Source organism: Nocardioides sp. NPDC006303, from assembly GCF_040613175.1.
GTDB lineage: Bacteria > Actinomycetota > Actinomycetes > Propionibacteriales > Nocardioidaceae > Nocardioides.
The window spans coordinates 53,933-70,243 of sequence record NZ_JBEXRR010000024.1; the positions used below are offsets into that span (position 1 = coordinate 53,933).

The window sequence follows — 16,311 nt, forward strand, 5'->3', positions numbered from 1 at the left end:
TGTTCTCATCAGCAGTTTAATGAGACACCGTGTCCGCGAACAATAGCAAGCACCGGTCCTGGATGGCGGAAATGGACCGACCCGCCGCAGACATGGTCTGCGGCGGGTCGGTCGGGAAGCAGTGGCTACGAGGCGCTGTGGGAGTCGGCCAGGCGCGACTCCTCGGCGGCTTGCTCCTCGAGCTCCTTGCGACGGCGTTCGACCTGCAGAGCGACCTCGGCCGGGTCGTCGATGAGAGCGGCCATGCCGCCTGGGACGCGTTCGAGCGCCTCCCGGGCGAAGATCTGCTGCATGGTGGTGGTGCGCTCGGAGCGGTCCTTGCCGATGAACGACATCATCCAGTGCAGGGTCGCGGTGAGCCGGTTGCGGAACCCGGTCATGTAGGCCAGGTGGACGACCAGCCAGCCGAACCAGGCGAGGACGCCGGAGAGCTTGAAACTGCCCATCATCAGGACCGCGTTGAAGCGGGAGATGGTGGCCATCGAGCCCTTGTCGAAGTACTTGAAGTTGCCGGGCTCCGGCTTGTTCTTCAAACGGGCCTTGATCGTCTTGGCCGAGTGCTTGCCGCCCTGGATCGCAACCTGCGCCACACCGGGAAGGTGGTCGAGGCTGATCATGTCGCCGACCACGAAGATCTCGGGGTGACCCGGCAAGGTCAGGTCGGGGTTGACGGCGATCCGACCTGCCCGGTCCAGCTCGGCACCGGTCTGCTTCGAGAGCGTCTTGCCCAGCTCAGAGGCCTGGACGCCGGCGGCCCAGATCTTCGCGATCGAGCCGATCCGCTCGGTCCGGCCGTCCTTGAACTTCATCTCGATGCCGAACTCGTCGACGTGGGTGACCATCGCACCGAGGATGACCTCGACACCGGCCTTCTCCAGCGCCTTCTCCGCCTTGGCACCGAGCTTCTCCCCGAACGGCGGCAGCACCTGCGGCGCTGCGTCGACGAGCACGACGCGCGCCTTCTCCGAGGAGATGTGGGTGAAGTCGTTCTTCAGTACGCGGTTGGACAGCTCGGCGATCTGGCCGGCCATCTCCACACCGGTCGGGCCGGCACCCACGACCACGAAGGTGAGCAGGTCGCCGATCGGCTCGCCGCGCGAGGCGGTCAGCTCGGCGATCTCGAACGCACCGAAGATGCGCCCGCGCAGCTCGAGCGCGTCGTCGATCGACTTCATGCCGGGGGCGAACTCGGCGAAGTGGTCGTTGCCGAAGTAGGACTGCCCGGCGCCGGCGGCGACGATCAGCGAGTCGTACTCGACGCTGATCACCTGGTTGAGGACCTGTGCCGTGACCTGCTTGGCCTCGGTGTCGATCTCGGTCACCTCGCCGAGCAGCACCCTGGCGTTCTTCTGGCGGTGCAGGATGTCTCGGGTCGGCGGGGCGATCTCGCCCTGCGAGAGGATCCCGGTCGCCACCTGGTAGAGCAGCGGCTGGAACAGGTGATGGGTCGTCTTCGCGATCAAGGTGACCTCGACGTCGTCGCGGCCCTTGAACGCCTTCGCGGAGAAAAGACCCCCGAAACCGGAACCGATGATGACGACCCGGTGCTTTGCCTGGTCCGCTGACATTGACTAATCCCCTACCTCAAACGAGACCTTTTGAACGTTCCACCTCATATTCTGAACCATTCCGGCGGATCTGTTCATTCCCGGGCGCGACTACTTCGTCACAGTTGCCGGGCGGCCGCCGAGTATGCGTTTCGACCGCGTGTCCGTTGCCCGTCGGAACCACTTGACTTTAATCTGTGAGGGCGACCGGGACCTTGTGCCCTAGTGGTCCATGGCCCGGATCAGACACCTTCAAGTGCGGAAAATTCTTTCAACGAACAGCACACAACGAGACCGTGTGTCCCGACGCGCGAGATCGGAGGAGGAGAACATGCCGTTGAGCCGGCCAGCTCTCCTGCTCCGCACCGGTTCCCGCGCCGTTCAGGACGCCCGCGTCTGGGTCCGAGCGGCCTGCGAGGAGATCGAGCGCACCGACCTCGTCGACTGCGCTGAGTTCGGCGTCTCCGAGCTCGTCTCCAACGCACTCTTCCACGGCACCGCCCCGGTCACGATCCGGATGCGCGGCACCGTCGACCACCCCCGCGTCGAGATCCGTGACGGCTCGATCGAGCCGCCCCTGCTGCCGGTCCCGCTCGCCCTCGATGACGAGGACGAGGTCCTGCTGACGGTCGGTCGCGGCCTCTCGATCGTGGCCAGCGTCTCGGAGGCCTGGGGCGCCGACATCGACGCGTCCGGCAAGATCGTCTGGTTCACCCCCGCGGCCGAGATCGACGAGGGTGACGGCGTCGAGGGCGTGATCACCGGCCCTCCGGGCGCTCCTCCGAAGCCCGAGCGCCTCGGCACCGAGGCGGTCGAGGTCAGCATCCTCGGCGTACCTCTCGCCCTCTACAAGGGCTTCCAGCACCACTTCCGGGAGCTGCGGCGCGAAGTACGCCTCCTCTCGCTCGCCCACGCCAACGACTACCCGCTCGCCGCCAGCCTCTCGGCCCTGTTCGGCTCGCTCGAGCGCCAGCTCCTCGACGGCCTCGGCCACGGCCAGCTCTCCGGGGTGATCGGGTCGACCTCGGGCCGCGACCGGGAGACGGCGGACCTGCACGTACGCATGCCGCGGTCCGCGGCCGAGACGATGCGCCGCTTCCTCGACATGCTCGATCTCATCGACGAGTTCTGCCGCCAGGAGCGGCTGCTCGTCCTGGCCCGCTCGCCCGAGCAGGTCACCTTCCAGCGCTGGTTCCTCGGCGAATACCTCACCCAGGCCGCCGGCGGGCGCCCCACCAGGTGGAGCGCGGCGCAGATGACCGGGCTCCGTTAGAAGCCGTACGCTGTCGGCGTGCTGCGTGAGCATGGCGACCTGCTCGCCCCCATCGCTGCCGGCGGAGCGCTCGGCTCGTTGGCCCGCTGGGGTCTCACCACGGTCCTCCCCCACGGCGGCCACTCCTGGCCGTGGGCGACCTTCCTCACCAACGTCTCCGGCTGCCTGCTGCTGGGCGTGCTGATGGCATTCGTCCTGGGCCCGTGGTCCACTGTCCCGTTCTGGGGCCGCTACCTGCGCCCGTTCCTCGGGGTCGGCGTGCTCGGCGGCTACACCACGTTCTCGACCTACGAGCTCGAGACGTACGTCCTGGGCGGGCACGCGCCCGCGCTCGCGATGCTTTACCTGCTCGCCTCGGTGGTCGCCGGGATCGGCGCCGCCTGGCTCGGGCTGACGCTCGGCCGGGTGGTCGTGCTCGACAGCGGCCGGGAGGTCGTGGTCGACGGCATCGACCCCGACCTCGATCCCGACCCAGCCCCGGATCCGGGCCGAGGAGACGATCGGTGACCGCGCTCCTGGTCCTGCTCGGCGGCGCGATCGGCGCGCCGGCGCGCTACCTGACCGACCTCTACGTCCGGGAGTGGACCGGCACGGACTTTCCCTGGGGGACGATGGCGGTCAACGCCGTCGGCTCGCTCGTGCTCGGCCTGCTTGCCGGGGCGGCCTCCAGCGGCGTACTTCCAGGGTGGGTGCTCCCCCTGGCCGGCACCGGCTTCTGCGGGGCGCTGACGACGTTCTCGACCTTCTCCTACGAGACCGTCCGCCTGGCCGAGGACGGCCGGTGGCGGTCGGCGGCGCTGAACGTCCTCGGCTCCCTCGCCGTCGGGACCGTCGCGGTCAGCCTCGGCTGGCTGATCGGATCGACCCTCTAGGCCCAGCCGAGCTGGTGGAGCTTCTCGTCGTCGATGCCGAAGTGGTGGGCGATCTCGTGGACGACGGTGATGCGGATCTCGGCGGCCAGGTCGATCTCGTCCGCGCACATCTGCTGGAGAGGCTGGCGGAAGATGAAGATCCGGTCCGGCAGCGTGAGGCCGTAGATGTCGTTACGGTCGGTCAGCGCCACACCGTCGTAGAGACCGAGGGTGTCTTGAGGCTCGCCCTCGGGCGGCCACTCCTCGACGAGCACGACGAGGTTGTGCACCTGGGCAGCCAGCTCGTCCGGAATGGCGTCGAGCGCCTGGTCCACGAGTTCGTCGAAGCGCTCTGGGCTTATCTCAATCCCCACAGAAGACATTCTGCCGGGTGACAGTTACCGCTACGCAACTGCTTCCGAAGTATTTTTCCGAAGGTTTGCGCGAGCCTGGCGCTCCAGGTCCCGCTGATGGAGCTCTCCGTTGCGCGGACGACCGCGGGTGCGCTTGCGAGCGACGACGATTCCCTCGTAGAAGACCTCGCCTCCCCAGACGCCGTGCGGCTCCTGCCGGGCGATCGCACCCTGCAGGCAGGAGCGCTGCAGCGGACACGTATGACACAGCTCCTTGGCGCGGTCCGCGTCCACGCTGGTCGCGGCGAACCACAGATCGCCGTCCTCGATGGCGCACGGCAGCTCGCTCCAGTGCACGCCGGTCGTCTCTCTTGCCGTCGCCACAGGCGAACCAGTCATCACAGCCCCATCCCCTCGCTGATCCCCGTCGTCAGGGATACCCACTGAAGAGGGTGGTCGGATGGCCTGTCAGTTTTCTGTCAATAGGCAGGTGCTTGGAGCGGTCGCGCAGAGTTGAGATGTCATCTACATCAGGGGATTCCACAACATCGCGACCCTGCTGGTACAAACTGTCCACACTAGAGGGAGGAAGGGCTAGGGTTTGCGAACATGCGCTCAATGAGAAGGGCCTCGGCGTCCATCACCGTAGGCCACCGACCCGTGGAGGATTTCCACCGACGGATGGCGCATGATCCCAACAGTCGAGCCATCGCCTCGGAGACCCGCGACTGGCTCCTGGTGAAGTCTCTGCTGCAGCCCGGTGAGGTCCAGTGGGCCCGGGTCGCGGTCAAGTTTCCCCACGAGGGAAACGCCTCGGGTCACGCCTTCCTGACCGACCGCCGGGTGATGTTCGAGTTCCACGAGCGCGTCTTCTCCGTCAACCTGGCCGTCCTCACCTTCATCGGCGTTCCGCCGCCGCCCAGCCTGGGCGACTTCATCATCGAGGCGCTGGTCCCCGGATCGTCCTACTCCACGACGATGAAGATCCGGGACAAGGACGCCTTCCACGACTTCTTCCCGACCCTCGACTACGCCGCGCGAGCCGCCGGCGCGCAGGTGAACGTCGACGCCAGCTGGGGTGGCGAGTACGGCACCGGGAACCCCTACGGTCAGCCCTCCCCGAACAGCTACGGCGTCGCGCCGGCTCCGGGCTCCTACCCGAACCCGGGCTCCTACCCGAACACCGGCTCCTACTACCCCAACCAGGGTCCGTACGGCACCAACACCGGCTCCTACGGCCAGGCGCCGAACACGGGTGCCCAGCGCACCGTCGGCAACGGCCCGTACGTCGGACAGCAGGGAGCCCAGCAGCGTGCCCGCGAGGAGGCCGCGCTGATCGAGGCCAACCTCGCCCACGCGCTGCCCGCCTTCCTGCACGAGGGCGAGTCGATCCTCGCCGGAGCCGACATGATCCAGAACATGACCGACGTCGAGATGAAGGTGATGGCCACCGAGTCACGGCTGATCGTCGTCGAGGGCAACATCCTGTGGGCCTCCCCGCTGGAGCACACCCACGTCATCTACGCCGGTGGCGAGCGCAGCCACCTGCGGCTGCTGGCCGACCGGGTCACCGAGACCATGGCGCTGACCCCGGGACCGCCGACGGCCAACCCGTCCGACCGGCGCCGCCTCGTGCTTCGTACGCTGCGCGACGCCGCTGCCGGCGAGCAGCTGCACAACCACCTGACCACCAACGGTGGCCAGGTCTTCGACGCCTGGCCCGAGTAGTCCGCCGCGGCGTACGAGATCTGCTTCTACATACGACGAGAGCCCCAGCCACGTGGCTGGGGCTCCGTCTTTATTGCTGAGATCTCGACACGCGGGTCGCGGCTTCGCAAGCTCAGCCGCGCCGCTGCTCGATCTGCCGCTCCCGCGCCGACTCCACTCCTTCGTCGTGGAGTCGGCTGGTCGCGTCAGTCCTGCGGGTTGAAGAACAGGCCGAGCGCGACCGCCCAGACGAGGTGCCACAGGTAGACACCCAGGACGGTGCCCCACCCGAGGTTGATCGAGAAGAAGCCCGGGTCGATGCCGATGACATCCTCCGGGTGCAGGGCCGGGATCCACCAACCGCAGGAAGCGGTGGCGAGGAACATACCCATGCCGAGCGAGCGCGCGAGGTTGCTCGAGGTGGTGTGGGTCTTGCCGAGCCACGGGAAGATCACCAGAGCGTAGGCGAGCGCGAAGACCATGCCGTTGAAGTAGTGGAAGCCCATACCGGCGAACCACTGCGAGACGGCGAAGCCGGCCTCGTTGGCGGTGGCGTTCGGGGTCAGGATGACGCCGTTGAAGAACGCGAAGTCCAGCGGGCCCTCCATGATGCCGAGGCCGTAGATCCAGTAGCCGAACATCGTGGCGAGCTGGGTGGCACCGAAGCCGGCAACGAGCGCGCCGATGAGGCGGTTGTTGTTGACGAACTGCGGCCAGTGCGTTCCGGTGGTCTGCGCCATCACGGCCGGCTGCTGGATCGCCGGCTCCTGGTACTGCGGCTGGGCCTGGGACTGCTGCGGACGCTGGTCCCAACCAAGGGCGGGGGGCTGCTGCTGCGCGGGGGCGGCCGGGGTGCGGTAGGCACCGTTCGTCTGCATCCGTGACGCAAGCTCGTCCGCACTCGCCGCATGGGGCGGCCGATGCGGGTAGTACGACGACATGGTGGTGTTGCCTCCTGAATACCGAACGTCTTAGTCGTTCCCCCGTGCCCTGCCGAATTGCGACGTCGACACAAGCGGCAGAATCCTCTCACGAGAGGACAGCAGCCCGCACGTTACCGCCAAATCGGCTTATATCCCACAGGGACGAACGGCCCGAACCGGGGGTGAGATCGAGGGATCTCTGGCCCGAGACTCCTGCCGAAGCAGGACGACCACCCTCCCACGCTCGACGTCTCCCGCGCTCGCCACACCCCGGCGTGTCCCCCGCTCCGGGAACAACACCCGACCCACAAGTCACACGCGAAGAAACAAGACCCTTCAGCCACACCTACCAGAGCGCAAAGCGGTCTCGACAGCCTCTAACCGCGACAACGCGCACGACCGCACCAGAGCGAACGATCCCCCGAGAAATCTAAGGGGGTGCGGGGGATATCCCCCGCCGCGGCCGGAGGCCGCCATGTAAATAACGAAGAGGACGTGGTCGCATTTCTGCGACCACGTCCTCTCTGATTCGTTCCGCGACCCTGACGAGACTTGAACTCGCGACCTCCGCCGTGACAGGGCGGCGCGCTAACCAACTGCGCTACAGGGCCTTGTTTGTTTCCGCTGTGTGCGGCAACGGGAAAAACATAGCCCATGGGTGAGGGGGATTCACAATCGGGGAGGGGTCCTACTCCTCGAAGGGCTCTTCGCCCTTCGGTTCCTCGTCGGTGAGGCCCTCCACGAGCCGGTTCTTGACCATGTAGGCCATGGCTCGTTCGGCCGCGCGGGCCTTGCGCCGGAGGGCCTCGACACCGGGGGCCTTCTCGTCGCTGTAGGCCGCGAGCCGGGCGACCTCACGCCCGGTCTGACGCTGGATCTCGGACATCGCGAGCCACACCCCGAGGTCCTGCTCGAGACCCTCGCGGGAGCGCAGGATCGCAGCGGTGAGGAGCTGGATGACGGTGACCTCGACGTCCTCGGCGGTGGACGAGCTGGAGACGAGGGTGGCGGCGATGGTGCCGGCGCCGGTGGTGGTGATCGCACCGGCGGTGACGAGTCCGCCGACCATCCCGCCGGGACCGAAGGCGGAGAGCGCGCCGATGATGGCCGCTCCCCCGGCGAGCCCGGCGGGGGCGGCCAGGGCGAGCCCGATCGGACCAGCGACCAGCACGGCCGCGCCGATCCCGATGCCGACCCACAGCTTCCACTGGTCGACCGGGTAGACGGCCTTCGAGGCGGACTGCATCGCGATGTGCAGGTTCTCGCCGAGCCCGCCCCCGAGCCCCATCCAGACCGTCAGGTCGTGGAATGCCTGGCGGCGTACGTCGTCCGGGACGTCGATCTCATAGGGCCGCACCGGGTTGGCGGTCGCCAGCGCCACCAGGGCGAGGACGGCCTCCTCCTTGGAGAGCTGGGTCAGCGGCTTGGGCCGCGGCAGGTCTCGGTCGCTGGGAGTGTCGGGCGAGACGCGCAGGTCGAGGAGCTGTTGGGGGATGCGTACGCCGTCGGTCCGGTAGTTCTCGATCAGCCGTTCCAGGACCTCGTGCTGGACGACGCGCAGGGCGGCGCCGAAGCGCTCCTGGGTGGCGCCCTTGAGGTGGTCGCGCAGGAACTGGGCGTAGGCGAGCCACAGGGCCAGGCGGACTTCGAGCGAGTTCAGGGCGACGTCGGGGGTGCCCTCGACGATCGCGAGCTCCTTGGTGAGGGAGCCGAACAGGCCGCGCCCGATCGCGGTGGCGACCGGCTTGGACCGGAGGTAGGTGGTGGTGCGGTGGTCGAGGCCGAGGCCGACCTGGAGGTCGAGCGCCCACGGGAAGTGGCGCCAGATGCCGCGCAGGCCGGTCACCGCGTCGCCGTTGCTCCAGACGTTGACCCACCAGCCGACGTGGTCGACCGGCGCCTTCATCTCGAGGCGGTCGGAGTCCTCGTGGAGGTTCGGGTGGGCGGCCGGGCTGCCGATCGTCACCAGCCCGGTGACCGTCAGCTTGGGCGGGAGCCTGCGCAGCAGGTCGATCGCGATGATCGAGCCGAGACTGTGGCCGACGATGACGATCTCGCCCTCCTCGGGGAGCTCGTCGAGGACCATCCGCAGCGTACGTGCCCGGATGCCGGGCTTGGTCACGTAGTTGTGGGCCTGGCGGAGCACGCGCAGCACGATCGGCGCCAGCGAGTCGGTGACGCCGACCGGCGAGGCGGGCACGGGTTCGCCGAGGATCGACTCGAGCTCGGCGGTCGCGCGCTCCACCCGGCGGCGTACGTCCCGCTGGTCGGCGGCGCTCAACCTCGGCGCGGTGACCGGCGGGATCTTGATGGTCTTGTCGCCGTCGTCGGTGCGGAGCACGTCGGGATATTTCGGAGCGATCACCTCGACCTCGTCGAGCCCCGGGTAGCCGGCATCCTGCAGCGCGTTGTCCAGCGCGCGGCGCCAGGCGTCGCGGGGGTCGCCGTTGCCGACGCCGTGAAGGTAGAGAAGCGAGACCACCTCTCGATTCTCTCCCATGCCGGGTACTGCTCCGCCTATTTGGACGAGGGGGTCAGTCGGCGTCCAGGCCCTGCTCGATGGCGTAGCGGGTGAGCTCGACCCGGTTGTGCATCTGGAGCTTGCGCAAGGTGTTCTGTACGTGGTTCTGGACCGTGCGATGGGAGAGCACGAGGCGGTCGGCGATCTGGCGGTAGCTCAGCCCCTTGGCGACGAGCTTGAGGATCTCGGTCTCGCGGTCGGTGAGCGCGGGCTTGTCGCCGCGCACCTCGGTGGCAGCGCTGTGCTGGAACTCGCCCAGGACCAGACCGGCGAGGCCGGGGGTGAAGACCGGGTCGCCGGCGGCGACGCGGCGTACGGCCTCCAGGAGCTCGTCGCGGGAGGCGGACTTGACCAGGTAGCCGGTCGCGCCGGCCTTGACCGCGGCGAGCACGTCGTTCTGCTCGCCGGAGGCGGACAGGATGAGGACCTTGGCCATCGGGTGCAGAGCGATGATCTCGGTGGTGACCTGGACACCGTCGGGCTCGGGGATGTGCAGGTCGAGCACCACCACCTCCGGCCGGGCCGCGGCGAACCGCGTGATCGCCTCACGGCCGGTGCTGGCGGTGGCCACCACCTCGAAGCCCGCGCCGATCAGGTCGCGCTCGACCGCGTCACGCCACATCGGGTGGTCATCGACCACCATCACTCTGCTCATGCCGCCGCCTCCGTTCCGGAGAGCGAAGAATACGGACGCGGCGGCCTGAGGCCGATTGTCGCTCGCTGTCGCTCGCTCATGCCTGCACTCCTGTCCGGGGAACAGTGAGCTCCCACTCCGTCCCGGTTGCTCCGGTGACCAGTTCTGCCTTGCCGCCGAGGTCCTCGATCCGGCCACGGATCGACTCGCTGATGCCGAGCCTGCCCTGCTCCCCGGCCTCGATGACCCGGCCGTCCGCGATGCCCGGTCCGTCGTCACGCACCGAGACCTCGACATGGTCGGGGAACGCCTGCAGGAGCACCCAGGCACGGGCGTCCTCACCCACGTGACGGCGTACGTTGTCCAGGGCCGCGCGGGTCGCCGCGACGATCTCCTCGGCCGGGCGTGCAGACATCTCGACGGCGGTCGCGGGTCCGGAGACCGTCACGGTGCCGGTCTCGAGCTCGGCGAGAGCGGCGGCCAGGTCGACCATCCCGACGGCCGGGCCCCGGCCGGGCTGTTCGCCGCGGATCAGCGCCCGCAGCTCCCGCTCCTGCTCCCCCGCCAGCCTGCCGAGCTCGGCGGCGTCACCACCCAGCTCGCCACCGCGGCGCTGGACCAGCGCCAGGACCTGGAGCACGCCGTCGTGGACCGCCCGGGCGAGCCGTGCCCGCTCCTCCGCCCGCGCCGCGGCGCGCTCGGCCTCGTCCCGTTCCAGCGCCATCCGCTGCACCGACTCGCACATGTAGCCGACCACTGGGCCCCCGATGACCAGCAGGAACGCGTTTCCGTAGATCGACTGGTCGATCTCCTGCCGCAGCATCAGGTCGACGGTCGCCAGCGCCACCCCGGCCAGCAGCCCGCCGATCCAGCGGTAGTGGATCGCGCACGCGAGCAGCGCGCCGCTCACCCAGAACCCCGGCACGCTCGCCTGGAACCCCGGCCCCTTCACCAGCGGGGTCACGAGCAGGAGCCCGAGCGCGATCGCCAGGTCGGCGCCGACGAGCACCGCCGTGCGGCGGGCGGGTGCTGCGTACGCCCAGATGGCGAAGGCGGTCCACCCCACCATGACGAGCGCGCAGACCAGCGCGGCGGCGGGCGGGTCGAAGTTGGCGGCGCGGTAGATGGTCAGCCCGACCGCGTTGATGAGCACGACCACGCGCAACACCGCCAGCGCCCGGAAGAGCCGGCTCTCGACCTCGATCGCCGCTGGCGACGTCCACGCACTCACAGTCGGAAGTGTTGCATCCGCGTGACCCGGTGCGTCCCGGATATGAGTATCCGTGCGGATGCCGGCCGGGCTGTCGCGCCGCGAGACTCGAGACATGGAAAGACTGTGTACCCCCTACCGGATTCGAACCGGCGCTACCGCCGTGAAAGGGCGGGGTCCTGGGCCGCTAGACGAAGGGGGCCTGCCGGGACATCCTAGAGGTCTGCGTCCGAGGCCGCCAAAGCGAGGCCGTACGTCCGGTTTCGGGTCCCGATTCGGAACGTCGCGGTCGCTTCCGGTAATGTTTCACCTCGCTTGGGCAGGTAGCTCAGTTGGTACGAGCGATCGCCTGAAAAGTGATAGGTCGGCGGTTCGACCCCGCCCCTGCCCACAAGCAACAACCGGCTTCGACCTGCAGTTATGGGTCGAAGCCGGTTGTCATTCTGGATCAAGTCTCAGCGCACACCCTGCGTTTCCCGCACGCGCTTCGGCGGATCTACGCAAGGATGGTGGGCTGTGAAGTACGCCGATCCTGGTCGCTGCCCCGACTGCCGGGAGGCTTTCGAGCCCGGCACCAGCCCCTGCCCGCACTGCGGGCTGCCGCTGGAGAACGCCGTCGCGCAAGAGCTCTACGGCACCCTGCTGCGGGCCGACGTACTCATGACGCGGTTGCGCTCGATCCGGGAGGAGGCGAGCCGAGCCGCGCGCCGGACCCCGCCGCCCGCTCCACTGCTGGTCGGCGCGCCGCCCGCGGCGCCGCCGCAGCATATCCAGCCCGAGCCCGACGCCACACCGCTCGCGGACCCGGCCCCAGCCGCGACTGCCATGGCCGGACCGGCGCCCTTCCCCGGCGCCCCGGTCGCCCGGCGGGCGCCGATCACGGTGCCGCTGATCCTGGTCGGCGTCGGCGTGCTCTTCCTGCTGGTCGCGGGCGTCATCTTCCTCGCGGTCGCCTGGGCGACGATGGGCGTCGGCGGCCGCACCACGATGCTGGTCGTCTTCACCGCGCTCTTCACGATCGGTGGCGCGGTGCTGATGCACCTCGAGCTCCGCGCCGGCACCGAAGGCGTCTGGACACTCGCGCTGGGACTGCTCGCCCTCGACATAGCCGGGATGAAGTACGCCGGTTGGCTCGACGGAGTCGACTGGGACCGTGGCTTCCTGGTCATCGTCGGCGTGGTCGTCTTCCTGGCCGGCCTCGCGATGTCCCTGATCGGCGCACGCAGCGAGAAGCTCACCGCGGTGATCGGGCCACAGGTGGCGGCAGCTGCCGGCGTACTCACCGCCCTGATCGGGCTCGAGCTCATCTCCGACCTGATCTGGTTCCCGCTGATCGCAGCCGTCATCGCCCTCCTCGTGGTGATCGTGGCGAGCAAGACCGACCTGCAGGCGCTGACCCTCGGCTCGATGGTCGTGATGGCGGGCTTCTGGTTGATGCTGCTCGTCCGCGGCCTGGCCGATCCCGCCCTGACCGGTTCCGAGCTGCTGCGAGGCGGCACCCTGCCCCTGCTGCTCGGCGCCGCCGCGGTGCTGACGGTCGTGGCGCTGCTGTTCCCACTGCCCAAGGACGCGAAGGTCGCGATGGTCGGGGTGTCTCTCCTGATCGCCGCCTACACTTTCACCCAGCCCGCTCTCGATGACGGTGCGGTCACCCTGACGGTCGTGGCCGTGGTGGTCACCCTGGTCGCCGCCGGCGCGCTCGTCGCGCTCCCCCGGCCCTGGCGCTGGGCCGCCACCGCGCTGACGCCGTACGCCGTGGGCCTGGGCATCACCGTCCTCATCCTGGCGGTCTCGGCCGCCGTCCGGCTCGCGGCCGTGCCCTGGACCGAGTCCGCGTTCTCCCCGGTCACCGGCCCGGAGCCGTTGCTGCCGGGCTGGCTGACGCTGCCGTCGATGCTCGCGATCCTTGCCCTCGGCACCGCCTGGCTCTACCGATCCAACCCGCCCGCTTTCCGCACCTACCGACCCACGGTCGGCTGGATCACCTTCTCCGGCGGCGTCACCGGGTTCGCGATCACGGCCGCCTGCTACGGCGCTCCGCTGTTGTTCCCGGCGCTGCTGCTGCTCGGTGTCGCGGTCGCCCTGGCCTGGTGGGCGGAGCGCTGGCCGCGGCTCCTCGCCGCCGGCATCTTCGGGCTGGTCGCCCTCGCCGCGGCGCTGCCCAGCGACCTGCTCACCGTGGTCGTCGCGCTCGCGCTGGCGGCGGTGGCTGCGTACGCGGGTCAGGGTCTGCTCGGCGTCGACCGTGAGGTCGCCGCCAGCTACTCGGTCACGACGCTCGCCCTCGGTCTGTGGTCGCTCGCGCCGCTGATCGACGTGGAGCGGCAGTGGGCCGCGTGCGTGATCGTGACGGTCCTCGGGCTGATCACGCTCTTCCGCTTCCGCGGGTCGGGTTGGTGGGCGGCCGTGGCCTGCGCCGCGATCTCGATCGGCATCGGCGCCGTCGACGTGACCTGGGCGGCGGTCCTGCTGACCATCGCCACCATCCTCGCCGCGGCCATCGGCCTGCACCACCGCCAGCCTCCCGCACTGGCCGTGGCAGGCACCGTCGGGCTCGGCGCGGCCACGGCAGCGGTCCTCTCCAACGACGTACTCGCGCTGGTTGTGACCCTCATCCTCACGGCCCTGGGCCTCATCGTCGACCGGGTCCAGTCCGGCACGACCCGGGAGGTCGCGACCGCCTATTGGATCCTCGCCCTGACCGCCGCCGTCTGGCAGGCGGCCCGGCTGGCCGACATCGAGCGTCCCTACACCGCTGTGGTGGTCGTCGTCGCGATGGGCGTCATCGTGCTCGTACGCCGCAGCCCCGCCATCGAGGCCGCGGCCGCCACCGGTGCCGCGGTGTCGATCGGCCTGGGCGCCTTCAGCGGGGCCGAGGGCCTCGATACCGACTGGCTGGCGATCCTGCTGCTGATCGCCGGTGTCATGTGCATCGCGACGATCCTGCGCCACGAGCCGCAGCAGTCCGGACCACGGCTCACGGTCGCCGGTCTGCTCGGCCTGGGATCGCTCGGCGCCGCCTTCACCAACGAGCTGCTGGCACTGGTGGTGGCCGGGGTGCTCACCGTCGCGGCGGTTGCCGTCGACCGGCTCACCCAAGAGCTGCAGACCAAGGCCGTCACCGCGCCCTACTGGATCATCACCCTGACCGCGTTCTGCTGGATGTTCGCCAACCTCAACGACATCCCCAAGCCGTACGCCGCGGCCGGGATCATCGTCATCCTGACCGTCGTCACCATCTTCCGGCTGCTGCCCTCCGCCGAGATCACCGCCGCGGTCGCCGCGGTCGTCACGATCGTCGTCGGCACGGTCACCCTCGGCCCCGAGATCGTCCTGACCCCGGACGGGCCGACCGCGGTCGGATCGCGCGGAGTCGATCTCCCCTGGCTGAGCATCCTGTTGACCCTCGCCGGCGCCGCGGTCTCCGCGCACGCGATCGCCCACCACGAGCGACGCTGGCTGGGTTGGGCCGGCGCCAGCCTGGCCACCATCGCGCTGTGGATCCGGCTGGCCGACACCTCGGCCACGACCTGGGAGTACTACACCCTGCCGCCCGCGATCGCACTGGTCGTCTACGGCGTGGTCAAGCTCCGCCTCGACCGGGAGGTCGCCTCTCTGCCGGTTCTCGGGCCGGGTGTCTTCCTCGCGCTCATCCCGTCCGTCCCGGCAGCCCTCCAGGATCCGGTCTCGATGCGGACCGCCCTGCTCGGCATCGCCTGCCTGGTCTTCATCCTCGGCGGCGCCTGGCTGCGGTGGGCAGCACCGCTGGTCGGTGGCGCCCTGGTCGCTTCGGTCCTGGCTCTGGCGCAGATGCCGTCGGCGCAGACGCTGCAGCAGTGGTGGGTGCTCGGTGCGGCCGGACTCCTGCTGCTCTTCCTCGGCATCACCTGGGAGGCGCGGCTCCACGACCTGCGCCGAGCCACCGCCTATGTCCGGGGGCTGCGTTAGGGCAGTGCCCACGCGCCCGGAAGACTGGAGCCGATGTTCCCCGAATTCAAGATCGTACGTCGCCAGCGCCCCGTCACGATCGCGGTCGAGTCCACCACCTTCCCCCGGCCCGCGGCCAACGCGGCGATCGAGGCAGCCTGTGACGGCCCGGTCTCGCTGAGCTTCACCTCGGGTGGGGACGTGCTCACCGGGTTCTACGACGGGCGGCGGGTGTCGCTCGAGGTGACGACCGGGTCGCGACGTACCTCTCACGCGAGTCGGCGACACGGCAGGGTCGGACGCGGGGTCGGCCGGTTCGCGCTGACGCTGACCGGGACGATGCTGACCGCCCTGACCTATGAGGACGCAGCCTGGGTGGCCCGAGCGCGGGTCGATCTCACCGAGGTGGGGATCGAACCGCGTGACGAGTCATGGCTCGCCGGCCTGAGCGCCGGCCACGAGGGCTCCGCCGAGGACGTACGCAGCGGCGCGTTCGGACAGCTCGGCCTGCGTGACATCCGGGTGGTGACGTACGCCGACGGCTCGCCGTTCCGCGAGGACGACGGCACCCTGCTGCTCACCGCCACCAGCGCCGGGCCGGGCTTCTTCCCCACGGCGCACACGTCGGTGTGGGCCCTGGACCCGGTGACGTACGACCTCGTCCATCGCGGCGCGCTCTACTTCGACCGGGACGGGCTGGTCTACGGCGACCACGCCACCCACGTCGTGCGCGACGGCGACGAGTGGCTGGTCACGACGAGCACGTGGGGTGGTTTCAAGGCCCCGGACAAGACCGACCCCAGCAAGCCGTGGAGCCCGGTCGGGGTCACGATCGCCCGCTCACGAGCGGACCTGACCCGAGGCGAGCACGTCCTCGACTCGACACCGCTCGCGCTGCCGACGGACGGGCTCATGTCGGTCGGCGTCTGGGATCCCCATGTCCTATGCCGCGACGACGAGTGGCTGGTCGGCTACGTCAGCGCCAGGAAGTACTTCGACTTCCATACGGTGCTCGCCAGCGGACCGAGCCTGGACGCGCTCAGCCTCCGGGCAGCACGAACCGACCGGACAGCCACCGAGGGCACCACGCTTGTCCCGCTGGGCGGCACAGTCGTCGTCGGCGCCAGCGACGGACGCGACAACCCGCGTCGCGTCCGTGCTCGCTACCCGATCTTCGACCTGGACCTCAACGAGGTCGCAGAACTCCGATCGGCGTACGTCACGAACCTTCCGTGGCCCACTCTGATCCCGGTGGGGGACGAGTGGTTGCACGTCGCCTTCGACGGCACGCCTCACGGCGGCCGGCTACCCGGCTACGGCACTCACGGGGAGGTTGTGATCAGCCGATCAGTCTGAGGGGATGTC

The 16,311-nt window shown here is 69.4% G+C and carries 13 protein-coding genes and 3 tRNA genes; 7 read left to right on the forward strand and 9 right to left on the reverse strand.

All coding sequences use genetic code 11. The features are described from left to right. Positions 1 to 125 precede the first annotated feature (125 nt). Positions 126 to 1,568 (reverse strand): NAD(P)/FAD-dependent oxidoreductase, encoded by a 1,443-nt coding sequence (locus ABZY89_RS18510; protein WP_355229530.1) that lies wholly within the window; start codon positions 1,566 to 1,568, stop codon positions 126 to 128. A gap of 310 nt (positions 1,569 to 1,878) precedes the next feature. Between ABZY89_RS18510 and ABZY89_RS18515 the strand changes: the two genes are divergently transcribed. From ABZY89_RS18515 to crcB, 3 genes are read left to right on the forward strand one after another with little or no spacing between them, the layout of a single operon-like run. Further along, positions 1,879 to 2,820: an ATP-binding protein gene (locus ABZY89_RS18515; protein ID WP_355229532.1), complete on the forward strand. Its 942-nt coding sequence runs from the start codon at positions 1,879 to 1,881 to the stop codon at positions 2,818 to 2,820. An 18-nt stretch (positions 2,821 to 2,838) separates the two neighbouring features. After that, a complete protein-coding gene (locus ABZY89_RS18520) occupies positions 2,839 to 3,327 on the forward strand; it encodes a CrcB family protein (RefSeq protein WP_355229533.1) in 489 nt (162 codons plus the stop codon). Then, entirely contained in the window at positions 3,324 to 3,692 is a 369-nt protein-coding gene (gene crcB / locus ABZY89_RS18525; protein ID WP_355229535.1) for a fluoride efflux transporter CrcB, read from the forward strand. The genes ABZY89_RS18520 and crcB overlap by 4 nt, the downstream gene beginning before the upstream one ends. Here the strand turns inward: crcB and ABZY89_RS18530 are convergent. Together ABZY89_RS18530 and ABZY89_RS18535 are read right to left on the reverse strand one after the other, a co-directional pair. Next, positions 3,689 to 4,054, reverse strand: coding sequence for a metallopeptidase family protein (locus tag ABZY89_RS18530; protein ID WP_355229536.1), 366 nt, complete (start codon positions 4,052 to 4,054; stop codon positions 3,689 to 3,691). The genes crcB and ABZY89_RS18530 overlap by 4 nt on opposite strands. A 21-nt stretch (positions 4,055 to 4,075) precedes the next feature. After that, entirely contained in the window at positions 4,076 to 4,423 is a 348-nt protein-coding gene (locus tag ABZY89_RS18535) for a WhiB family transcriptional regulator (RefSeq protein ID WP_355229537.1), read from the reverse strand. A 282-nt stretch (positions 4,424 to 4,705) separates the two neighbouring features. On the opposite strand from ABZY89_RS18535, the gene ABZY89_RS18540 reads away from it, so the two are divergent. Next, on the forward strand, positions 4,706 to 5,752 hold the full coding sequence (locus tag ABZY89_RS18540) for a hypothetical protein (protein ID WP_355229539.1): 1,047 nt from the start codon (positions 4,706 to 4,708) through the stop codon (positions 5,750 to 5,752). A 185-nt stretch (positions 5,753 to 5,937) separates the two neighbouring features. On the opposite strand, the gene ABZY89_RS18545 is transcribed toward ABZY89_RS18540, so the two are convergent. From ABZY89_RS18545 to ABZY89_RS18570, 6 genes are all read right to left on the reverse strand, one after another. Then, a complete protein-coding gene (locus ABZY89_RS18545; protein ID WP_355019591.1) occupies positions 5,938 to 6,672 on the reverse strand; it encodes a hypothetical protein in 735 nt (244 codons plus the stop codon). A gap of 519 nt (positions 6,673 to 7,191) precedes the next feature. Continuing rightward, positions 7,192 to 7,265: transfer RNA gene (locus ABZY89_RS18550), tRNA-Asp, on the reverse strand. Between the two features lie 77 nt (positions 7,266 to 7,342). Beyond that, a complete protein-coding gene (locus ABZY89_RS18555) occupies positions 7,343 to 9,154 on the reverse strand; it encodes a hypothetical protein (RefSeq protein WP_355229540.1) in 1,812 nt (603 codons plus the stop codon). Between the two features lie 34 nt (positions 9,155 to 9,188). Continuing rightward, the gene (locus tag ABZY89_RS18560) at positions 9,189 to 9,830 is read right to left on the reverse strand and encodes a response regulator transcription factor (RefSeq protein WP_355229542.1); all 642 of its coding nucleotides are present in this window, start codon (positions 9,828 to 9,830) and stop codon (positions 9,189 to 9,191) included. A 76-nt stretch (positions 9,831 to 9,906) separates the two neighbouring features. Further along, the gene (locus tag ABZY89_RS18565; protein ID WP_355229543.1) at positions 9,907 to 11,040 is read right to left on the reverse strand and encodes a DUF5931 domain-containing protein; all 1,134 of its coding nucleotides are present in this window, start codon (positions 11,038 to 11,040) and stop codon (positions 9,907 to 9,909) included. A 108-nt stretch (positions 11,041 to 11,148) separates the two neighbouring features. Beyond that, positions 11,149 to 11,221, reverse strand: a tRNA-Glu gene (locus tag ABZY89_RS18570). Positions 11,222 to 11,336: 115 nt separating this feature from the next. On the opposite strand from ABZY89_RS18570, the gene ABZY89_RS18575 reads away from it, so the two are divergent. The 3 genes from ABZY89_RS18575 to ABZY89_RS18585 all read left to right on the forward strand — a co-directional run bounded on the left by ABZY89_RS18575 (position 11,337) and on the right by ABZY89_RS18585 (position 16,302). Next, positions 11,337 to 11,410 (forward strand) — tRNA-Phe (locus ABZY89_RS18575). A gap of 125 nt (positions 11,411 to 11,535) precedes the next feature. Next, positions 11,536 to 14,967 carry a hypothetical protein gene (locus ABZY89_RS18580; RefSeq protein WP_355229545.1) on the forward strand — a complete coding sequence of 1,144 codons (3,432 nt, stop codon included), beginning with the start codon at positions 11,536 to 11,538 and terminating at the stop codon, positions 14,965 to 14,967. Between the two features lie 33 nt (positions 14,968 to 15,000). Further along, a complete protein-coding gene (locus ABZY89_RS18585) occupies positions 15,001 to 16,302 on the forward strand; it encodes a hypothetical protein (RefSeq protein WP_355229546.1) in 1,302 nt (433 codons plus the stop codon). Positions 16,303 to 16,311: the final 9 nt, after the last annotated feature.